Origin of the sequence: Rhizobium sp. NZLR11 (assembly GCF_019685115.1) — a bacterium.
Classification (GTDB): Bacteria; Pseudomonadota; Alphaproteobacteria; order Rhizobiales; family Rhizobiaceae; genus Rhizobium.
Genome location: NZ_JABDWD010000004.1, coordinates 178958 through 196928, shown reverse-complemented (window position 1 = coordinate 196928; position 17971 = coordinate 178958). Strand labels below are relative to the sequence as shown.

Below are 17971 nucleotides of genomic sequence, written 5' to 3'. Positions count from 1 at the left end.
AAATGGAGCTTTTTAGCTTTAACTAGTATAGAATTGCTACGGTTTTGCAAATGGTGACCGCAGCGGATCGCCATGGTAAAGAATTTGTTGACTCCGTTCCTGTAGTCTCGGGTTTGGGCGGACATGATGCCCCGCTGCACCGGAAACTGAAGATGACGGATACGATTGTCGATGGCCCAGAATCACAAATACTCCCTTCGTGGTCTTGCTCTCGCCCTCGTTGTCGCCGCCCAGGTCGGGCTGGTTCCTGACAACGCGAAAGCCGATTCCCGGTTCCAGAAATGGATCGCGGATTTTTACCAAACTGCCGCTCAGAGTGGCATCAGTAAGGCAACTTATCAAAAGGCCTTTTCCGGAGTGACCGAGCCCGATCCGACCGTGCTCGAAAAGGCGGCCTACCAGCCGGAATTCACTTCGAAAATCTGGGACTACGTCGATTCCCGTGTCAATCCCTATACGATCAAGATCGGCCGCGAGATGGCCGTTAAGCACGCAAGAACGCTCGATGCGATCGAGCGGCGATTCGGCGTCGACAAGACCATTCTCTTGGCCATCTGGTCGATGGAATCGAATTACGGCGCAATCCTCGACAAGGACGACCGGCTGCACTACGTGCCGCGGGCGCTCGCAACGCTTGGCTATGCCGATCCGAGCCGCGCCAAATTCGCCAAGAAGCAGCTGGTCGCCGCGCTGAAGATCCTGCAGAACGGCGATGTGCCGGCACGCGAGATGACCGGCTCCTGGGCCGGCGCCATGGGCCACACCCAGTTCATTCCGACAAGCTACCTGCTTTATGCTGTCGATGCCGATGGCAACGGCCATCGCGACATCTGGAACTCGGTGCCCGATGCACTGGCGACCTCGGCCAATCTTCTGATGAAGAACGGCTGGGACACCGGCAAGACCTGGGGCTACGAGGTTGTCGTTCCCGCCGCAGCCGCCAAGCAGGCCGGCAAAACCCACACACTGGCCCAATGGGCGGCACTCGGCCTGGCACGCCCGAACGGCAAGGCTTTCCGAGAGAGCACCACCAAGGCCATGCTGAAGATGCCGGCTGGCGCCGGCGGCCCAGGCTTCCTGATGACCGCCAACTTCTTCACCATCAAGAACTACAATGCGTCGGACAGCTATGCGCTTGCCGTCGGCCTGCTCGCCGACCAGATCGCCGGCTACGGCGGCCTGCAGCAGCGCTGGCCGCGCCCGGACGGCGCCCTTGACGTCACCGAGAAATTCGAGCTGCAGACCCGCCTGAAGACGCTCGGCTATTACAATGGCGAGGTCGACGGCAATTTCGGCTCGGGTTCGAAGGCGGCGATCTCAGCCGCGCAGTCGCGCATCGGAATGCAGCCGGATGGCGAGCCCTCGCTGCCGCTTCTGAACGCACTACGCCGCTAGACCTGATGATCCCGACCGGATCGAACGGAACCTGAATCCGCCTTTGAATCAAGGAAATAGGGTATGATGCCGCCCGAAGACCACACATACTTTTCGGCATATGCCCTACAACTGGCAGAACCGTGACCTACATAGCAGCGGGAGTGGACGCTGGCCTACCCTGCGTGCAAGATGCCGGCAGATGCGGAACTGCCCATGACGAATAAAACTGATCGAACCCCAATCCGTTGGCTCATGCTCGCCGTGGCGGCCGCTTCGCTATGCCTCGGCGCCCTTGCGCCGGTGCATATTGCGGAAGCGCAGGAGCAGCGCTACCAGCGGCGTTCGATCCTCGATTTCTTCCTCGGCCGGCGCTATCTCGACGACGGCCCGCAAGCCCCCGACGTCCCGCAGCCGAGGCGCCAGCAGCACAAGCGACCGCCGTCGCAGAAAGCCGTCGTCAACACCCGCACCGCGCCGCCGCTCCGCGCGCCCGTGCAGGAGGAGCCGGTGGTGCAGAAGCTCGGCGACGCCAAGAAGATCCTGATCGTCGGCGATTTCCTGGCCAGCGGCCTTGGCGACGGCCTCACTGCCGCCTTCGAGACCTCGCCGGGGGTTGTCGTTGAAGCCCGCGGCAATGTCTCATCGGGTCTCGTCCGCGACGATTATTACGACTGGCCGGAACAACTGCCGAAGATGATCGACGAGCTGAAGCCGGCAATGGTCGTCGTGATGATCGGCGCCAACGATCGCCAGCAGATGATGACCGATACGGCCAAGGAAAAATTCCGCACCGATAGCTGGTTTACCGAATACCGCCGCCGTGTTCTCTCCTTCGGCAGGCAAGTTACCGACCGCAAGATCCCGCTGCTCTGGGTCGGCCTTCCCGCCTTCGAATCCGATCAGATGACGGCCGATGCCGTCCAGATGAACCAGCTCTACCGTAATCAGGTCGAAAGCATCGGTGGTGAATTCGTCGATATCTGGGATGGTTTCGTCGATGAAAACAGCAACTTCATCGTCACCGGTTCGGATGTGAACGGCCAGCAGGTCAGACTGCGCACATCCGATGGCATCAACCTTACCCAGGCCGGTCGGCGCAAGCTCGCCTTCTATGTGGAAAAACCGGCACGGCGTCTTCTCGGCACGCAGGCAAGCCCCGATCTGGTTCGCCTCGACTCCAGCAATCTGCCCGGTCTCGGCCTTCCCGCTAATCCGGCCGAACACACCGTGCCGATCAGCCTCTCCGATCCCAATCTCGACGGCGGCGCCGAGCTTCTCGGCGCAAGGCCGCCGCCTGTGGCTTTGACGCGGTCGCCCCGCGACCTGCTGGTCGAGCAGGGCGAAATGACGCCCGCGCCTCCTGGGCGCATCGATGATTACCGCCTGCCGGTGGCAAAGACGGCGGCCGAAGTCTCGGTCAAATGAAAAGGCCGCGTGCGCCAGCCTTGCTCGTCGTTCCGTTTATGTCGCCGTCGCCTGCGGCCAGCTCAGATAATAGTAGTTCGAGCCGATCAGGCCGAAGAAGGCGTTGCTGTCGTTCGTCTGGTCGACATAGCTGCCGTTTTCCTTGACGAAAGCGCCGTCGGCGCCGCGCTCCAGATGCGCATCGAGGAAGTCGCTCCAGCCGCTGACATCGATCTCCTTGCCGTCCTTGCTCTGAGTTTCCGCCTCATCGGCATCGTCCACGTCCCAGGCAGCAATCGATACGCCCTGCGTCGGGTCGGAGATGGTCAGCGTGCCCGCTTCGAGGGCGGCTAGCATGTCGTGGGCCTTGCCGCTCTCGCCTTCGGCCGCAGCCGCATCCTGCAGCTGCTTCTTCAGCATCGACATGAAGGAGGCGCTGGTCACGTCGGCGCTTCCGCCCGTCGTGTCGGTCGCATCGGACGTGTCGTTCTGGGATGAAAGCGTGTCGAGCAGCCCTGACAGGGCCTGGTTGGAAAGCAGCGAGGCGGAGCTCGGATCGAGCCCATAGCTGCTCAAGATACCGGCAGCCGACGAACTCTGCGTATCCTGCGAACTGTCATCGGAGCTGCGAAGGTTTTTCAGCGCATATCGGGCAGAAACCAGCCGCGTGCTGTCAAGTGCAGAAACCATTTGAAAAATCCTTGTCGAACATTCGCGGCGGTCGATGTCCCTAACGCCCGCGGCCGATGATGAAATGCCTTCACCGAAACGGCATGGCACCTCCGCTCCGGTCGCCGCCGACTCTTCCCGAGCCCGCGTCCTGCGAAAATCTCGCTTCCCGGTATTGCCTGAGGCTTGCGCCGAATGCCGGCGCGTCAAGCGGTCGCACCCGGGTATAGTCCAAAGCGATAATGCATGTCGCCCGGAAGTGTGCAGCGGTTCCGGGATAACGACATGCATCAAAACAAAGAGCTAAAGCGCGTCGCATGAATCAAATTTGATCCGACGCGCTTTAAAGCGTCCTTGCGCGCCGACAGGACACGCAGCGCTTTACTATAAAACTCCGCCGTAGGGCGGAGCTCTTGTGTTGTGAGCGTCTGTGCCGCCGACGGTCAGTTCGGCAGGACGGTCGAGCCCATCAATTCCTCGTCGATAGCGCGCGCCGCCTGGCGGCCTTCGCGGATCGCCCAGACCACCAGCGATTGGCCGCGGCGTACGTCGCCCGCCGTCCAGAACTTGTCGACCGAAGTCTTGTAGTTGCGGTCGTTGGCGACGACGTTGGTCGAGCCGCGCTTGTCGGTGTTGAGCGTCAGCTTGCCCTCGAGCTCCTTCAGCACGCTGCCGGTGAACGGGCCACGGAAACCGATGGCGATGAAGGCGAGATCGGCCCGGATGACGAATTCGGTGCCCGGAACGGGCCGCCGGCGTTCATCGACCTCACAGCACTTGACACCGATCAGCACGCCGTCTTCGCCGACGAATTCAAGTGTGGCCACCTGGAATTCACGCACCGCGCCCTCGGCCTGCGAGGAGGAGGTGCGCATTTTCGTCGCCCAGAAGGGCCAGACGGCAAGCTTGTCTTCCTTCTCCGGCGGCTGCGGCCGAATGTCGAGCTGGGTGACCTTGACGGCTCCCTGGCGAAACGCCGTGCCGACGCAGTCCGAAGCCGTATCGCCGCCACCAACGACGACGATGTGTTTGGCGCCGGCAAGGATCGGGTCTGACGGCCAGCCGACGCTGTCGATGTTCTCGCGCCCGACGCGGCGGTTCTGCTGCACGAGATAGGGCATCGCATCATGCACGCCGGCAAGGTCGGCGCCCGGAATGCCAGCCTCACGCGGGGTTTCGGAGCCGCCGCAGTAGAGAACGGCGTCGTGATCGGCCAACAGCTGCTCGACCTTGACGTCGACGCCGACATTGGCGCCGCAATGGAAGGTGACGCCCTCGCCCTTCATCTGCTCGACACGGCGATCGATGAAGTTCTTCTCCATCTTGAAATCGGGGATGCCATAACGCAGCAGGCCGCCCGGCTTGGTCTCGCGCTCATAGACGTGCACCTCGTGGCCGGCGCGGCCGAGCTGCTGGGCGGCCGCCATGCCGGCAGGACCGGAGCCGATCACGGCGACCTTCTTGCCCGTATGCACCGTGGCCGGCTGCGGCCGGATGAAGCCGAGCTCGTAGGCCTTGTCGGCGATTGCCTGCTCGACCGTCTTGATGGCAACCGGCGCATCCTCGAGATTCAACGTACAGGCTTCCTCGCAAGGCGCCGGGCAGACGCGCCCGGTGAATTCAGGGAAGTTGTTGGTCGAATGCAGGTTCTGGATCGCCGCTTCCCAATTGTTGTTGTACACGAGGTCGTTCCAGTCGGGGATCTGGTTATGAACCGGGCAACCGGTGGGGCCGTGGCAATAGGGGATGCCACAGTCCATGCAGCGCGCAGCCTGTTTCTGCACTTCCAGGTCCGACATCGGGATCGTGAACTCACGGAAATGACGGATACGATCCGACGCCGGCTGGTACTTCGCCACTTGCCGGTCGATTTCCAGAAACCCTGTTACCTTACCCATATTTTCGTCCCTTACCCTCATGACCGCCTCACCGCAGCCAATCTGTCTATCGTCAGTCCCGGTAGCCCGAGCGAGTTGCTTGTCTTGACCGTCATTGGATCATATCCCTTGCAAGACATCCGTGCGATCAAGACAGCCTTCGCCGTCGGCTCCACACGGGTCGTCGAGATATTTCGTCATCCGTCACCTCAGTCAGCAGGTGACGGATGCCCCAGTACAAATCATTCCGCGGCGATGCCCATCCGACTGCGTTCCATTTCCTCGAGCGCACGACGGTATTCGACCGGCATGACCTTGCGGAACTTCGGACGGTAGTCGGCCCAGCTGTCGAGGATCTGCTTGGCGCGGGTCGAGCCCGTATAGTGCAGATGGTTGGAGATCAGCTGGTAAAGGCGCTCCTCGTCATGGCGCGTCATGTCGCCGGAGACGTCGACGCGTCCCTTGTGCATGAGATCGCCGCCGTGATGATGCAGCTTCTCCAGCATGTCGTCCTCCTCGGGCACCGGCTCGAGCTCGACCATCGCCATGTTGCAGCGGCTGGCGAAATCGCCGGTCTCATCGAGCACGTAGGCGACACCGCCGGACATGCCGGCCGCGAAGTTGCGGCCCGTGGCGCCGAGCACGACGACGACGCCGCCGGTCATGTATTCGCAGCCATGGTCGCCGACACCCTCGACGATCGCGATTGCGCCCGAATTGCGCACGGCGAACCGCTCGCCCGCCACACCGCGGAAGTAGCATTCACCCTCGGTCGCACCGTAAAGCACGGTGTTGCCGACGATGATCGAGTTCTCGGCCACGATCCTCGAATTCTCCGGCGGCCGGATGATGATCTTTCCGCCCGAAAGCCCCTTGCCGACATAGTCGTTGCCGTCGCCGATCAGGTTGAAGGTGACGCCGCGCGCCAGGAAGGCGCCGAAACTCTGGCCGGCCGTGCCGCGAAGCGTCACATTGATCGTGTCTTCCTTCAGCCCGCGGTGGCGGTAACGCTTGGCGACTTCGCCGGAAAGCATCGCGCCCACCGACCGGTCGACGTTCTTGATGCCGACCTCGAAGGCAACGGGTGTCTTGGCGGTCAGTGCCGGCTGTGCCTGCTCGATCAGCGCGCGGTCGAGAATATCGTCGATCGGGTGCTTCTGCCGGGTCGTCCAGAAGGTCTCCTCCTTGGCAGCATCAACCTTGTGGAAGATACGGCTGAAATCGAGGCCCTTCGCCTTCCAGTGGTTCAGCATCTCGTCCTTCTCAAGGAGCTCCGAGGCGCCGATGATATCGTCGAGCCGGGTAAACCCGAGCGAGGCGAGGATTGCGCGCACTTCGTTGGCAACGAAGAAAAAGTAGTTGATGACGTGCTCCGGAGCGCCCTTGAAGCGCTTGCGCAGCACCGGATCCTGCGTCGCCACACCAACCGGACAGGTGTTGAGATGGCACTTGCGCATCATGATGCAGCCGGCCGCAATCAGCGGCGCGGTGGCGAAGCCGAATTCATCAGCGCCGAGCAGTGCCCCGATGATGACGTCGCGGCCGGTCTTCAGGCCGCCATCCACCTGCAGCGCGACGCGCGAACGCAAGCCATTCAGCACCAGCGTCTGCTGGGTCTCGGCAAGGCCGATTTCCCAGGGGCTGCCGGCATGTTTCAGCGAGGTCAGCGGCGACGCACCCGTGCCGCCGTCGAAGCCCGCGACCGTGATGTGGTCAGCGCGTGCCTTGGCAACGCCGGCAGCAACCGTGCCGACGCCGACTTCCGAGACGAGCTTGACCGAGACATCCGCGGTCGGGTTGACGTTCTTCAGATCGTAGATCAGCTGCGCCAGATCTTCGATCGAGTAGATGTCGTGATGCGGCGGCGGCGAGATCAGGCCGACACCCGGCGTCGAATGGCGGGTCTTGGCAACCGTCGCATCGACCTTGTGACCCGGCAGCTGGCCGCCTTCGCCGGGCTTGGCGCCCTGCGCCACCTTGATCTGCAGCATGTCGGAATTGACGAGATATTCGGTGGTGACGCCGAAGCGGCCCGACGCGATCTGCTTGATCGCCGAACGTTCCGGGTTCATCGAACCATCGGGCAGCGGCATGTAGCGGTCGGATTCCTCGCCGCCCTCGCCGGTGTTCGACTTGCCGCCGATCCGGTTCATGGCGATCGCCAGCGTCGTATGCGCCTCCCTGGAGATCGAGCCGAAGGACATCGCCCCGGTCGAGAAACGCCTGACGATATCGGCCGCCGGCTCGACCTCGTCGATCGAAACCGGCTTGCGTCCGAGCGCCTCGGCGCTCTTGACGCTGAAGAGCCCGCGGATCGTGTTCATGCGCAGCGCCGAATTGTTCACCATATCGGCGAATTCGCGGTAGCGGTCCTCGGCATTGCCGCGCACGGCATGCTGAAGGGCGGCGACTGCATCGGGCGTCCAGGCATGGCTTTCGCCGCGCATGCGGTAGGCATATTCGCCGCCGATGTCGAGCGTCGTGGCAAGCAGCGGATCCGTGCCGAAGGCCGCGGTATGGCGGTCGACGGTCTCCGCCGCGATCGCCTCGAGGCCGACGCCTTCGATCATCGTCGCGGTGCCGAAGAAATACTTGTCGATGAACTCCGACTGCAGGCCGATCGCATCGAAGATCTGCGCGCCGCAATAGGACTGATAGGTCGAGATGCCCATCTTCGACATGACCTTGAGGATGCCTTTGCCGACCGCCTTGATGTAGCGGTAGACGACTTCGGTGGCATCCACTTCCTTCGGGAACTCGCCCTTGGCATGCATGTCGAGCAGCGTGTCGAAGGCGAGGTACGGATTGATCGCCTCGGCGCCGTAGCCGGCAAGCAGGCAGAAATGATGGACCTCGCGTGGTTCGCCGGTCTCGACGACGAGACCGACCGAGGTGCGAAGCCCCTTGCGGATCAGGTGATGGTGCACCGCCGCTGTGGCAAGCAACGCAGGAATGGCGATCCGGTCCGGCCCGATCTGGCGGTCGGAGAGCACGATGATGTTGTAACCGCCCTTGACGGCGGCTTCCGCGCGCTCGCAGAGCCGGTCGAGCATCTCGGGCATGCCAGCCGCGCCGCGCTCGATATCATAGGTGAAATCCAGCGTCTTGGTGTCGAAACGGTCTTCCGTATGACCGATCGAGCGGATTTTCTCGAGATCGCCGTTGGTCAGGATCGGCTGACGCACCTCGAGCCGCTTGGCGTTCGCCGCACCCTCGTGGTCGAGAATGTTCGGCCGCGGCCCGATGAAGGAGACGAGGCTCATCACCAGTTCCTCGCGGATCGGGTCGATCGGCGGGTTCGTCACCTGCGCGAAGTTCTGCTTGAAATAGGTGTAGAGCAGCTTCGGCTTTTCCGACATCGCCGAGATCGGCGTGTCCGTGCCCATCGAGCCGATCGCCTCCTGGCCCGTCGTCGCCATCGGCGACATCAGGATGCGGGTGTCTTCGAGCGTGTAACCGAAGGCCTGCTGACGGTCGAGCAGCGACACGTCGCGGCGCAGCGCCCGCGGCTCCACCGGCTTCAGTTCTTCCAGGATAAGCTGGGTGCGGCCGAGCCAGCTGCGATAGGGATGCGCCGTCGCCAGCTGCGACTTCACCTCGTCGTCGGAGATGATGCGGCCTTCTTCCATATCGATCAGCAGCATCTTGCCCGGCTGCAGGCGCCACTTCTGAATGATCCTCTCCTCCGGAACCGGCAGCACGCCGGCTTCCGACGCCATGATGACGCGGTCGTCATCGGTGACGAGGTAGCGCGCCGGTCGCAGGCCGTTGCGGTCGAGCGTCGCACCGATCTGCTTGCCGTCGGTGAAGGCGACGGCCGCCGGCCCGTCCCAGGGCTCCATCAAGGCGGCATGATATTCGTAAAAGGCCTTGCGTTCGGCGGCCATCGACTGGTTGCCGGCCCAGGCTTCCGGGATCAGCATCATCACCGCATGCGCCATCGAATAACCGCCGCGCACCAGGAATTCGAGCGCATTGTCGAAGCAGGCCGTGTCCGATTGTCCTTCGTAGGAGATCGGCCAGAGCTTGGAGATATCCTCACCGAACAGCGGCGACGACACCGACGCCTGGCGCGCCGCCATCCAGTTGACGTTGCCGCGCAGCGTGTTGATCTCGCCGTTATGGGCAACCATGCGGTAGGGATGCGCCAGCTTCCACGACGGGAAGGTGTTGGTGGAGAAGCGCTGGTGCACGAGGGCGACCGCGCTTTCGAAACGCGGATCCGACAGGTCCTTGTAATAGACGCCGACCTGATAGGCCAGGAACATACCCTTGTAGACCACCGTCGCCGACGACAGCGACACCGGATAGAAATTGCTCTCCTCGCCGTCGAACTCGTCATAGATGCGGTTGGAGATCACCTTGCGCAGTGTGAACAGCCGACGCTCGAACTCGTCGTTGTTTTCGGCATCCTCGCCGGCGCCGATGAAGACCTGCACATGATGCGGCTCGGTTGCGGCAATGGCCGGCGCCTTGGAGAGCGAGGAATTGTCGACCGGCACGTCGCGAAAACCGATGCAGACCTGACCTTCCTCGGCGATGACGTCCTTGATCACCTTCTTGAAGTGCTCGATCTGCTTTTCATCGCGCGGCATGAAAATATGACCGACGCCATATTCGCCGGCCGGCGGCAGCGTGATGCCTTGCGCGGCCATCTCCTCGCGGAAGAAACGGTCGGGAATTTGCACCAGGATGCCGGCACCGTCGCCCATCAGCGGATCGGCGCCGACGGCGCCGCGATGCGTCAGGTTTTCGAGCATGAACAGGCCGTCCTTGACGATCTGGTGCGACTTCTGACCCTTCATATGCGCGACGAAGCCGACGCCACAGGCGTCGTGTTCGTTGCGGGGATCGTAGAGGCCCTGCTTCTTCGGCAGGCCGGAGGCGGATTTGGACGTATTGGCCGTGGCGCGCACCTCGGCAGCAGCGAACCGGTCAAATTCCATGGATGGCGTCTTCGTCATCATCTTTCCTCCTGTCGAAGCCCGCGGGGCTGCGGGCGGCTTTTCGTCCCGCGCCGCAACCCGAAGATAGGTTCGGCGCATGACAGCGCTGCTGCATGGTGAAGATCGGCCGCAGACATCTGCTTTGAAGGAAAGCAAACCGTCGCGTTCCGCGCCTGCCATTCGCCTCCGCGCGCCGCCCTTGAGGCTTGACGCTCGGAAGAACTATAGCGTGAAAGCCCATCTGTTCCAGGGTTTTCAGCGCCTCCTCGGCCGTGAAGGCCAAAATAGGACAGCAACACTGTCCTAATTCATCAGCTCTATGCCAGAAAGCACTTCGCTCCGCAAGAGCGCGCCGCTAAAAAACATCAATTTGCGACGGAAGATTGCCCGAGAAATGGTCGTCGCGACATAAAATTACAATATTCGTGATTATTCTTTTTATTGATTGCGTAGTTCGATTTCTGTGATGTGTCGCGAGCGGCAACCTTGATCCCGTGAAGCTTTGGCGTAATCTCCGCTGCGACTTGCCAAGCTTTCCCTTCCAACGGTTTCCCCTCATGTTCTTTGCTTCCGATAATTGGGCCGGCGCCCATCGATCCATTGCCGAACGATTGCTGATGGAATCGACCGGTTTTGCCGCCGCCTACGGCGCCGGCGATCTCGACAAGAAGGTCGCGGCCCGCTTTTCCGAGATCTTCGAGCGCGACGTTTCGGTCTTCTTCGTCGCCACCGGCACGGCCGCCAACTCCCTGTCGCTGGCAAGCGTCCAGCGCCCCGGCGGCATCACCTTCTGCCATTCGCAGGCTCATGTGATCGAGGATGAATGCGGGGCTCCGGAATTCTTCTCCGACTCCGCCCGCCTCGTTGCCGTCGACGGCGAAGCCGGCAAGATCGACCCAGCGAAGCTCGTCGCCAAAATCGCAGGCTTTCCAGAAGATGCCGTCCGTCAAGGCCGCGCCAGCGCAGTGACCATCACCCAGACAACCGAGATCGGCACCGTCTATTCCCTGCCGGAGATCGGCGAGATCGCCGCCATCGCCAGAAAGCGCAGCCTGCCGCTCCACATGGATGGCGCCCGCTTCGCCAACGCGCTGGTCGCGCTCGGCGCTACGCCTGCCGAAATGACCTGGAAACGCGGCGTCGACATGCTGTCCTTCGGCGGCACCAAAAACGGCTGCTGGTGCGCGGAAGCGATCGTCTTTTTCAATCCGGATCAAGCCGGGGAAATGCCGTTCATCCGCAAGCGCGCCGCCCAGCTTTTCTCCAAGTCGCGTTTCATCGCCGCTCAGTTCGATGCCTATTTCGAAAATGGCCTCTGGCTCGATCTCGCCCGCCACTCGAACGGCATGGCCGATCGACTGCGCGCCGGCATTGCCATAAGCAACGCCGCGCGCCTCGCCTGGCCGACCGCGTCCAACGAAGTCTTTGCCGTCGTCAGCAAACATGCGGCAAAAACCGCCGAGGAAAAGGGCGCGAAATTCTACGAATGGCCGACCCCAGCGGCAACGCCCGAGCTCGTTTCCGAAAGTGAAACCCTGATCCGCCTGGTCACCAGCTTCGCGACGACGGAAGCGGACGTGGATGGTTTCCTCAAGTGCCTGGCCGCCTGATCGACCGCCGAAACGGCAGTGCCTCACCCCGACCTCAGCCCCCTCACCTTTTGCAGAATATCGTCCGACAGCGCCGAGACCAGCGCCTGATCCGCCCCTTTGCGCGGCACCAGCACGAATTCCACATCCTCCAGCACCGGGAGTTTACCCGCAGCGATCTCTTTCAGGCCCGAGGGCGCCATGCTGCGCGGCTGCACCAGCACGCCCATCCCGGCCCGCGCCGCCGCCGTCAATCCGCTGAGACTCCCGCAGGTGCAGACGATCCGCCAGGCGACGCCGTTTCGCGCCAGCGCCTCCAAGGCGATTACCCGTGTGACGCTCGGCGGCGGAAAGGCGATCAGCGGCAAAGGGCCGGAGGCCAGCACACGCTCCGGATCACGCGCCAGCCAGACGAGCGGCTCGCGATAGACGAGCTTTCCGCGGGCATCGCCGAGCCGGCGCTTGGCGAGCACCAGGTCGATCTCGCCATTGTCCTGCATCTCGTAGAGGACGCCTGATAGTGCGACCGTCAGTTCCAGGTCGACCGACGGATGCGAACGAACGAAATCCTCCAGCACCGCCGGCAACTGGCTGGTGACGAAATCCTCCGACACCCCGAGCCGCAGGCTGCCGCGCAGGCTGTTGCTCTGAAACAGCGACTGCACCTGCCCCGCGATCGAAAGCATCGCGCGCGCGTGCGACAATAGCGCCTCGCCATCGCCGGTCAGCATCACCTTATGTGTGTCACGGACGAGCAGCTTGCGCCCAAGCGCAGCCTCGAGCCGCTGGATATGTTGGCTGACCGTCGACTGCCCGAGGCCCAACCTGTCTGCGGCGAGCGTGAAACTGCCCATCTGTTCGACAGCGACGAAACTGCGCAATTGCGAAAGGTCGAGCATGAATATCCAGTTTCTCGATAACTGTTATTCATTGCATCCTGGATCACAATGGACGAGAAAGCAATGACTGTTTTATCATGCCGCGAGATTGCCATGCGCCGCTTTCTGCCCGATACATTCACCATCCTGCTGGTCTGCACCGTCATCCTCGCCTCGCTGCTTCCGGCACACGGCACATTCGCGGGTTATTTCGGCATCGCCACCGATCTTGCCATCGCGCTGCTGTTCTTCCTGCATGGCGCCCGCCTCTCGCGCGATGTCGTCATTGCCGGCCTGCTGCATTGGCGACTGCACCTCGTCATCCTGCTGACCACCTTCGGCATCTTCCCGCTGCTTGGCCTGGCGCTCGGATTGATTCCCGACACCATCCTGCCGCAGCCGCTTTATCTCGGCATCCTCTTCCTCTGCGTGCTGCCGTCGACCGTACAGTCGTCGATCGCCTTCACCTCGATGGCCGGCGGTAACGTGCCTGCCGCCATCTGCTCGGCCTCGGCATCCAACATCTTCGGCATGTTTCTGACACCGCTGCTCGTCGGCCTGCTGTTTTCGGTCGGCGGCCATGGCGGCTTCTCCTTCGACGCCCTGCAGCAGATCCTGCTGCAGCTGCTTGCCCCCTTCATTGTCGGCCAGATCCTGCAGCCTTGGATCGGCGACTGGATCCGCGCCAAGAAAAAGATCCTGATGCCGGTCGACCGCGGCTCGATCCTGATGGTCGTCTATCTCGCCTTCAGCACAGCTGTCGTCGAGGGGCTGTGGCATACCTTCTCGATCGCCGATATCGCGGTCGTCATCGTTGCCGACATGGTTCTGCTGGCAATTGTCCTCGTTTTGACGATGTTCGGCAGCCGCGGCCTGGGCTTCAACAGGCCCGACCAGATCACCATCACTTTTTGCGGCTCGAAGAAAAGTCTCGCAAGCGGCGTGCCGATGGCCAACGTCATCTTCGCCGGCCAGTCGATCGGCGCGATCGTGTTGCCGCTGATGCTCTTCCACCAGATCCAGTTGATGGTCTGCGCCGTTATCGCTCAGAAATACGCGGCCGCCGCAGCCCGCCGGGCGACGGAAAAGGAAATAGACGAAGCCGCGAGCCCGGCTTGAACCGCAATGCCATAATAAAAACGGCGCCCCGATGAGTGCGCCGTCTCTTTTACCCGAAGGGGAAACAATCAGCCGTTGATAATCTGCGCTTCGATGGCCTTCGGAGCCTCGATCGGTTCTGCGGCGATCGCAATCTTGCGGGGCTTCATGGCCTCGGGAATGTTGCGCAGAAGGTCGATGTGCAGCAACCCGTTCTTCAGCGAAGCGGCCGTCACCTCAACATGGTCGGCAAGCTGGAAGCGCCGCTCGAAGGCGCGCTTGGCAATGCCGCGGTAGAGGAATTCGCCGCTTTCGGCAGGTTCCTCGTTCTTTTCGCCTTTCACCGACAGCACATGGGCATGGGCCTCGATCGAAAGTTCGGTCTCGTCGAAACCGGCAACGGCCATGGTTATGCGATAGGTGTTTTCACCGGTGCGCTCGATATTATAGGGCGGATAGGTCTGGGCCTGCTCCGGCTGGGCAAGGCTGTCGAGCATGGTGAACAGCCGGTCGAAACCGACGGTGGAGCGATAAAGGGGAGAGAAGTCTACGTGACGCATGATGTCCTCCTGTGGAAGCGACGTGTTGCGATGAAATGCCCCTGAAACCCCATCTTTGGCGGCCTCGGGACGGTTGCGCGGGCCCTCTTCGGCACCCGCAAAGAGGAGATGGTGATGGGATTTGACGAGTTCAAGACCCTTTCGGATTCGCCTCGATCGGCCCGTGAACCGCGCATGAACGGCCGGTTCGGAGCGCATTCAGGCGCATGAGCCTAGAGATCGCAACGTCGGGTGAATCTGGTCCCGGCGGCTGAAGTGCATCGTCCCTTCTTCTTCAGCCTCAAACTCGGCCGGCTGTGAGCACCTCATGCTCCTGCCGGCCCTTTTCGGGCCGCGGCTTGGCGGCCCCAACGCTTTCCAAGCCGGATGCCATGCGTTATCCCTGAAGACGAAGCAGTCAGCAGCGGCGCATTGGCAAAGTCATGGATCAGGTTCTCTATTCGACGCCCGACAATCCCGCCCCGGAAAACCGCACGGAGGGGTTCTTCGAAACCCATGACGGCCACCGGCTGCGTTATGCCGTTTTCCGTTCCGCCGCCCAGGTCGCCAAGGGCACTGTCGTCATCCTGCATGGCCGCAACGAATATATCGAAAAATATTTCGAGACGATCCGCGACCTGACGGCCAAAGGCCTCTGGGTCGCTACCTTCGACATGCGCGGCCAAGGCGGTTCGCCGCGGCTGCTGAAGCGCCGCAATCACGGCCACATCCGCCGCTTCGTCGATTACGAGCGCGATCTGGACACCTTCCTCGAAAAGGTGGTGCTGCCGGATACACGCCTGCCCTTCTACCTGCTCGCCCATTCCACAGGCGGGCTGATCGCGCTCTCGGCCGCCCCCTATCTTACCACCCGTATCGATCGCATGGTGCTGTCGGCGCCCTTCATCGGCCTGACCGGCCAGTCGGCATCACCGCGCGTTATCCGAACGCTAGCCGGCACGTTGACCGCCCTCGGCCTCGGCTTCCTGCCGCTGACGTCGAAACTGAAGGAGCCGGATTTCCGCGACAATCCGCTGACCTCGGACGAACACCGTTTCGAGCGCAATGTCGCGATGATGAAAGCCCATCCGGAGCTGACGCTCGGGCCGCCGACGGCCCGCTGGTTGATCGAGGCTTTTCGCACCATGGACCGGGTGACCTCACCCAACCATCTCTTCTCGATCACCATCCCGACCATCGTCATCGCCCCGACCCGTGACGGTGTCGTGCCCTACACGGCGCAGGAGCGGCTATCGCGTTATTTCCGCGCCGGTCAACTGGTGCCGATCAACGGCGCCCGCCACGAGATCTTCCAGGAACGGGATACCTACCGCGCGGCAGCCCTTGCCGCCTTCCACGCCTTCATTCCCGGCAGCGATGCCGAAGAAAACCAGGACGTCGCCGCCCTCGGAACCTGACACCCGATCGGCACGACCGAGCTTGGGATCAGCGCTGCAGGACGGCGATCGCCTGCTCATAGACCGCCCGGCTGCCGGCGGCGATGATCGAGCCGCCGTTTTCCGGCCGTCCGCCGTCCCAGGTGGTGATGATGCCGCCCGCCCCCTCGATGACGGGAATGATGCCGCCGACGTCATAGGGTTTCAGGCTGTTTTCGATGACGAGATCGATATGGCCGGCGGCAAGCAGCGCATAGGCATAGCAGTCGCAGCCGTAGCGGAAGAGCCGGACCTGACCCTCGATCTCGCGGTATTTCTCCATCTCCTCGCCGTTAAAGAGATGCGGTGAGGTGGTGAACAGGATGGCGTTCGAAAGCGTGTCGCACTGGCGGGTCGCCAGCCGCCGCTCCCCCTCCGGCCCGGTATAGAGCGAGCCGTTCTGGTCGGCGAAATAACGTTCGCCGGTAAACGGCTGTTCGATCATGCCCATGATCGCCCGCCCCTCTTTCTGCAGGCCGATAAGGGTTCCCCATACCGGCACGCCCGAGATGAAGGCACGCGTGCCGTCGATCGGATCGATCACCCAGACATATTCGCGGTCGAGCCCGACATTGCCGTGTTCCTCGCCGAGAATGCCGTGGCCGGGGAAATTCTCCTCGATCAGCGCCCGGATGGCGAGTTCGGCCGCCCGGTCGCCCTCCGTCACCGGATCGAAACCGGAGGAAAGCTTGTTCGTGACATCGAGACCGGAGCGGAAGCGCGGCAGCGTCTCGGCTCGGGCGGCTTCCGCCAGGCGGTTGAAGAACGAACGGTCAGGAAGCATGAGGGATCCGTTTGGCTGGCGGGAGTGACGCTTTCATAACGAAAAGCAGCGGGAATGCAAACACAGCAGGCAGTTCGATAGGGTTGCGACGAACCCTCCAATCGCTTCCATTACGCGCCCACTGCCCAAAGATGTCGCAGCGCAATATATTGCTTGACATTTGTGCAATGCAATAGTAGCGTCGTTTGTACAGTCTTCTGACTGTAAATACCCTCCTTGGGTGTTTCCTCCCTAGACTTAGCCGCGCTTACAAGCGCGGTTTTTTTTGGCCGGGAAGACCAAGTGGAAAGACGTCGGTATAATCGACAGAGGTTATTCGGCGGCCAGCGCCCGATCGCCGGCGAACTTCTCGACATAGTCCGCCATCTGCTGCATGAAAGCCGTGACCGCCTCAGCGACCACGGCGAAATCGCCGCGTTTCTCCAGCGTCACCTCGTCGACATAGATCGCCCGGTTCACTTCGATCTGCAGCGCGTGCAGTCCGCGCGAAGGCCGGCCGTAATGTTCGGTGATGAAGCCGCCGGCATAAGGCTTGTTGCGGATCGCCGCAAAGCCCATTTCCTCGAGGATGGCGATGGCCGCGCGCGAAAGCTCGGCCGAAGCGCTGGTGCCATAACGATCGCCGATGATGAAGTCGGGCCGTGCGGTGCTGCCGGCGACGCGCACATTGCCGGGCATCGAGTGGCAGTCGATCAGCACGCCGAAACCGAACTGCACATGCGTCCGCGCGATCAGCCGGCGCAGCGCCGCATGATAGGGCTTGTAGACCGCTTCGACCCGGTCGAGCCCCTCCTGCACCGGCAGGCGCCGCGCATAGATCTCCATGTTCTCGGCGACGATACGCGGGATGGTGCCGAGCCCGCCGGCGACGCGGAGCGAATTGACATTGGCATAGGGTGGCAACAGCCCGTCGAACATCCGCGGATCGAGTTCGTAGGGCTCGCGATTGACGTCGAGAAAGGCGCGCGGAAAGTTGGCCGCCAGCAGCGGTGCGCCGAGTGCGACGGCCGAGCCGAACAGCTCGTCGACATAGTGATCCTCGGAACGACGGATGGCGATACCCTCGAGCCTGGACTGCGCGATAAATTCCGGTGGATAAATACGGCCGCTATGGGGGGAGTTGTAGACGAAAGGGATGGTCTGCGACACGGGCTCATGAACCTCAAAAAGCTCGTATTCGCGTATTTCCGGCACTTTCGGCCCTCTTTACCATGTCATGAACTGACTGCTTTGCCCATGTTGCCAGTTGCCCGGCCTCAAGTCCATACTATGTAGCAGGGATGGCGGTCGGGCACGGGCAATTCACCGGTTGTTTACCGGGTGAAGACTAGTGTAAACGCTTGGCAGCCCACCAAAAACTTATTGATCAGCGGT

At 62.1% G+C, this 17971-nt stretch carries 12 protein-coding genes; 5 read left to right on the top strand and 7 right to left on the bottom strand.

Annotated elements, in window-relative coordinates:
- Positions 1 to 171: 171 nt before the first annotated feature.
- Both HJB83_RS09535 and HJB83_RS09530 read left to right on the top strand, forming a co-directional pair.
- The gene (locus HJB83_RS09535; RefSeq protein ID WP_221131760.1) at positions 172 to 1395 is read left to right on the top strand and encodes a lytic murein transglycosylase; all 1224 of its coding nucleotides are present in this window, start codon (positions 172 to 174) and stop codon (positions 1393 to 1395) included.
- 171 nt (positions 1396 to 1566) lie between these two features.
- The gene (locus HJB83_RS09530) at positions 1567 to 2802 is read left to right on the top strand and encodes an SGNH family hydrolase (protein WP_207581762.1); all 1236 of its coding nucleotides are present in this window, start codon (positions 1567 to 1569) and stop codon (positions 2800 to 2802) included.
- 36 nt (positions 2803 to 2838) lie between these two features.
- Here the strand turns inward: HJB83_RS09530 and HJB83_RS09525 are convergent, their stop codons facing one another.
- From HJB83_RS09525 to gltB, 3 genes are all read right to left on the bottom strand, one after another.
- Complete coding sequence (locus tag HJB83_RS09525) at positions 2839 to 3471, bottom strand: hypothetical protein (RefSeq protein ID WP_207581763.1); 633 nt, start codon at positions 3469 to 3471, stop codon at positions 2839 to 2841.
- Positions 3472 to 3893: 422 nt separating this feature from the next.
- Positions 3894 to 5348, bottom strand: coding sequence for a glutamate synthase subunit beta (locus HJB83_RS09520; protein WP_207581764.1), 1455 nt, complete (start codon positions 5346 to 5348; stop codon positions 3894 to 3896).
- A gap of 221 nt (positions 5349 to 5569) precedes the next feature.
- Positions 5570 to 10294 (bottom strand): glutamate synthase large subunit, encoded by a 4725-nt coding sequence (gltB, locus tag HJB83_RS09515; RefSeq protein WP_221131759.1) that lies wholly within the window; start codon positions 10292 to 10294, stop codon positions 5570 to 5572.
- A gap of 536 nt (positions 10295 to 10830) precedes the next feature.
- Here gltB and HJB83_RS09510 point away from each other — a divergent pair.
- Positions 10831 to 11883 carry a low specificity L-threonine aldolase gene (locus tag HJB83_RS09510; RefSeq protein ID WP_221116428.1) on the top strand — a complete coding sequence of 351 codons (1053 nt, stop codon included), beginning with the start codon at positions 10831 to 10833 and terminating at the stop codon, positions 11881 to 11883.
- A 23-nt stretch (positions 11884 to 11906) separates the two neighbouring features.
- Here HJB83_RS09510 and HJB83_RS09505 read toward each other — a convergent pair whose 3' ends face one another.
- The gene (locus HJB83_RS09505; protein WP_207581767.1) at positions 11907 to 12761 is read right to left on the bottom strand and encodes a LysR family transcriptional regulator; all 855 of its coding nucleotides are present in this window, start codon (positions 12759 to 12761) and stop codon (positions 11907 to 11909) included.
- 48 nt (positions 12762 to 12809) lie between these two features.
- On the opposite strand from HJB83_RS09505, the gene HJB83_RS09500 reads away from it, so the two are divergent.
- On the top strand, positions 12810 to 13859 hold the full coding sequence (locus tag HJB83_RS09500; protein WP_207581768.1) for a bile acid:sodium symporter family protein: 1050 nt from the start codon (positions 12810 to 12812) through the stop codon (positions 13857 to 13859).
- Between the two features lie 68 nt (positions 13860 to 13927).
- Here the strand turns inward: HJB83_RS09500 and HJB83_RS09495 are convergent, their stop codons facing one another.
- Positions 13928 to 14398 (bottom strand): Hsp20 family protein, encoded by a 471-nt coding sequence (locus tag HJB83_RS09495; RefSeq protein WP_207581769.1) that lies wholly within the window; start codon positions 14396 to 14398, stop codon positions 13928 to 13930.
- Positions 14399 to 14820: 422 nt separating this feature from the next.
- Between HJB83_RS09495 and HJB83_RS09490 the strand changes: the two genes are divergently transcribed.
- On the top strand, positions 14821 to 15795 hold the full coding sequence (locus HJB83_RS09490) for an alpha/beta fold hydrolase (RefSeq protein WP_207581770.1): 975 nt from the start codon (positions 14821 to 14823) through the stop codon (positions 15793 to 15795).
- A gap of 28 nt (positions 15796 to 15823) precedes the next feature.
- On the opposite strand, the gene hisN is transcribed toward HJB83_RS09490, so the two are convergent.
- A complete protein-coding gene (gene hisN / locus HJB83_RS09485) occupies positions 15824 to 16597 on the bottom strand; it encodes a histidinol-phosphatase (RefSeq protein ID WP_207581771.1) in 774 nt (257 codons plus the stop codon).
- A gap of 312 nt (positions 16598 to 16909) precedes the next feature.
- The gene (locus HJB83_RS09480) at positions 16910 to 17791 is read right to left on the bottom strand and encodes an N-formylglutamate amidohydrolase (RefSeq protein WP_207581772.1); all 882 of its coding nucleotides are present in this window, start codon (positions 17789 to 17791) and stop codon (positions 16910 to 16912) included.
- Between the last annotated feature and the right edge of the window lie 180 nt (positions 17792 to 17971).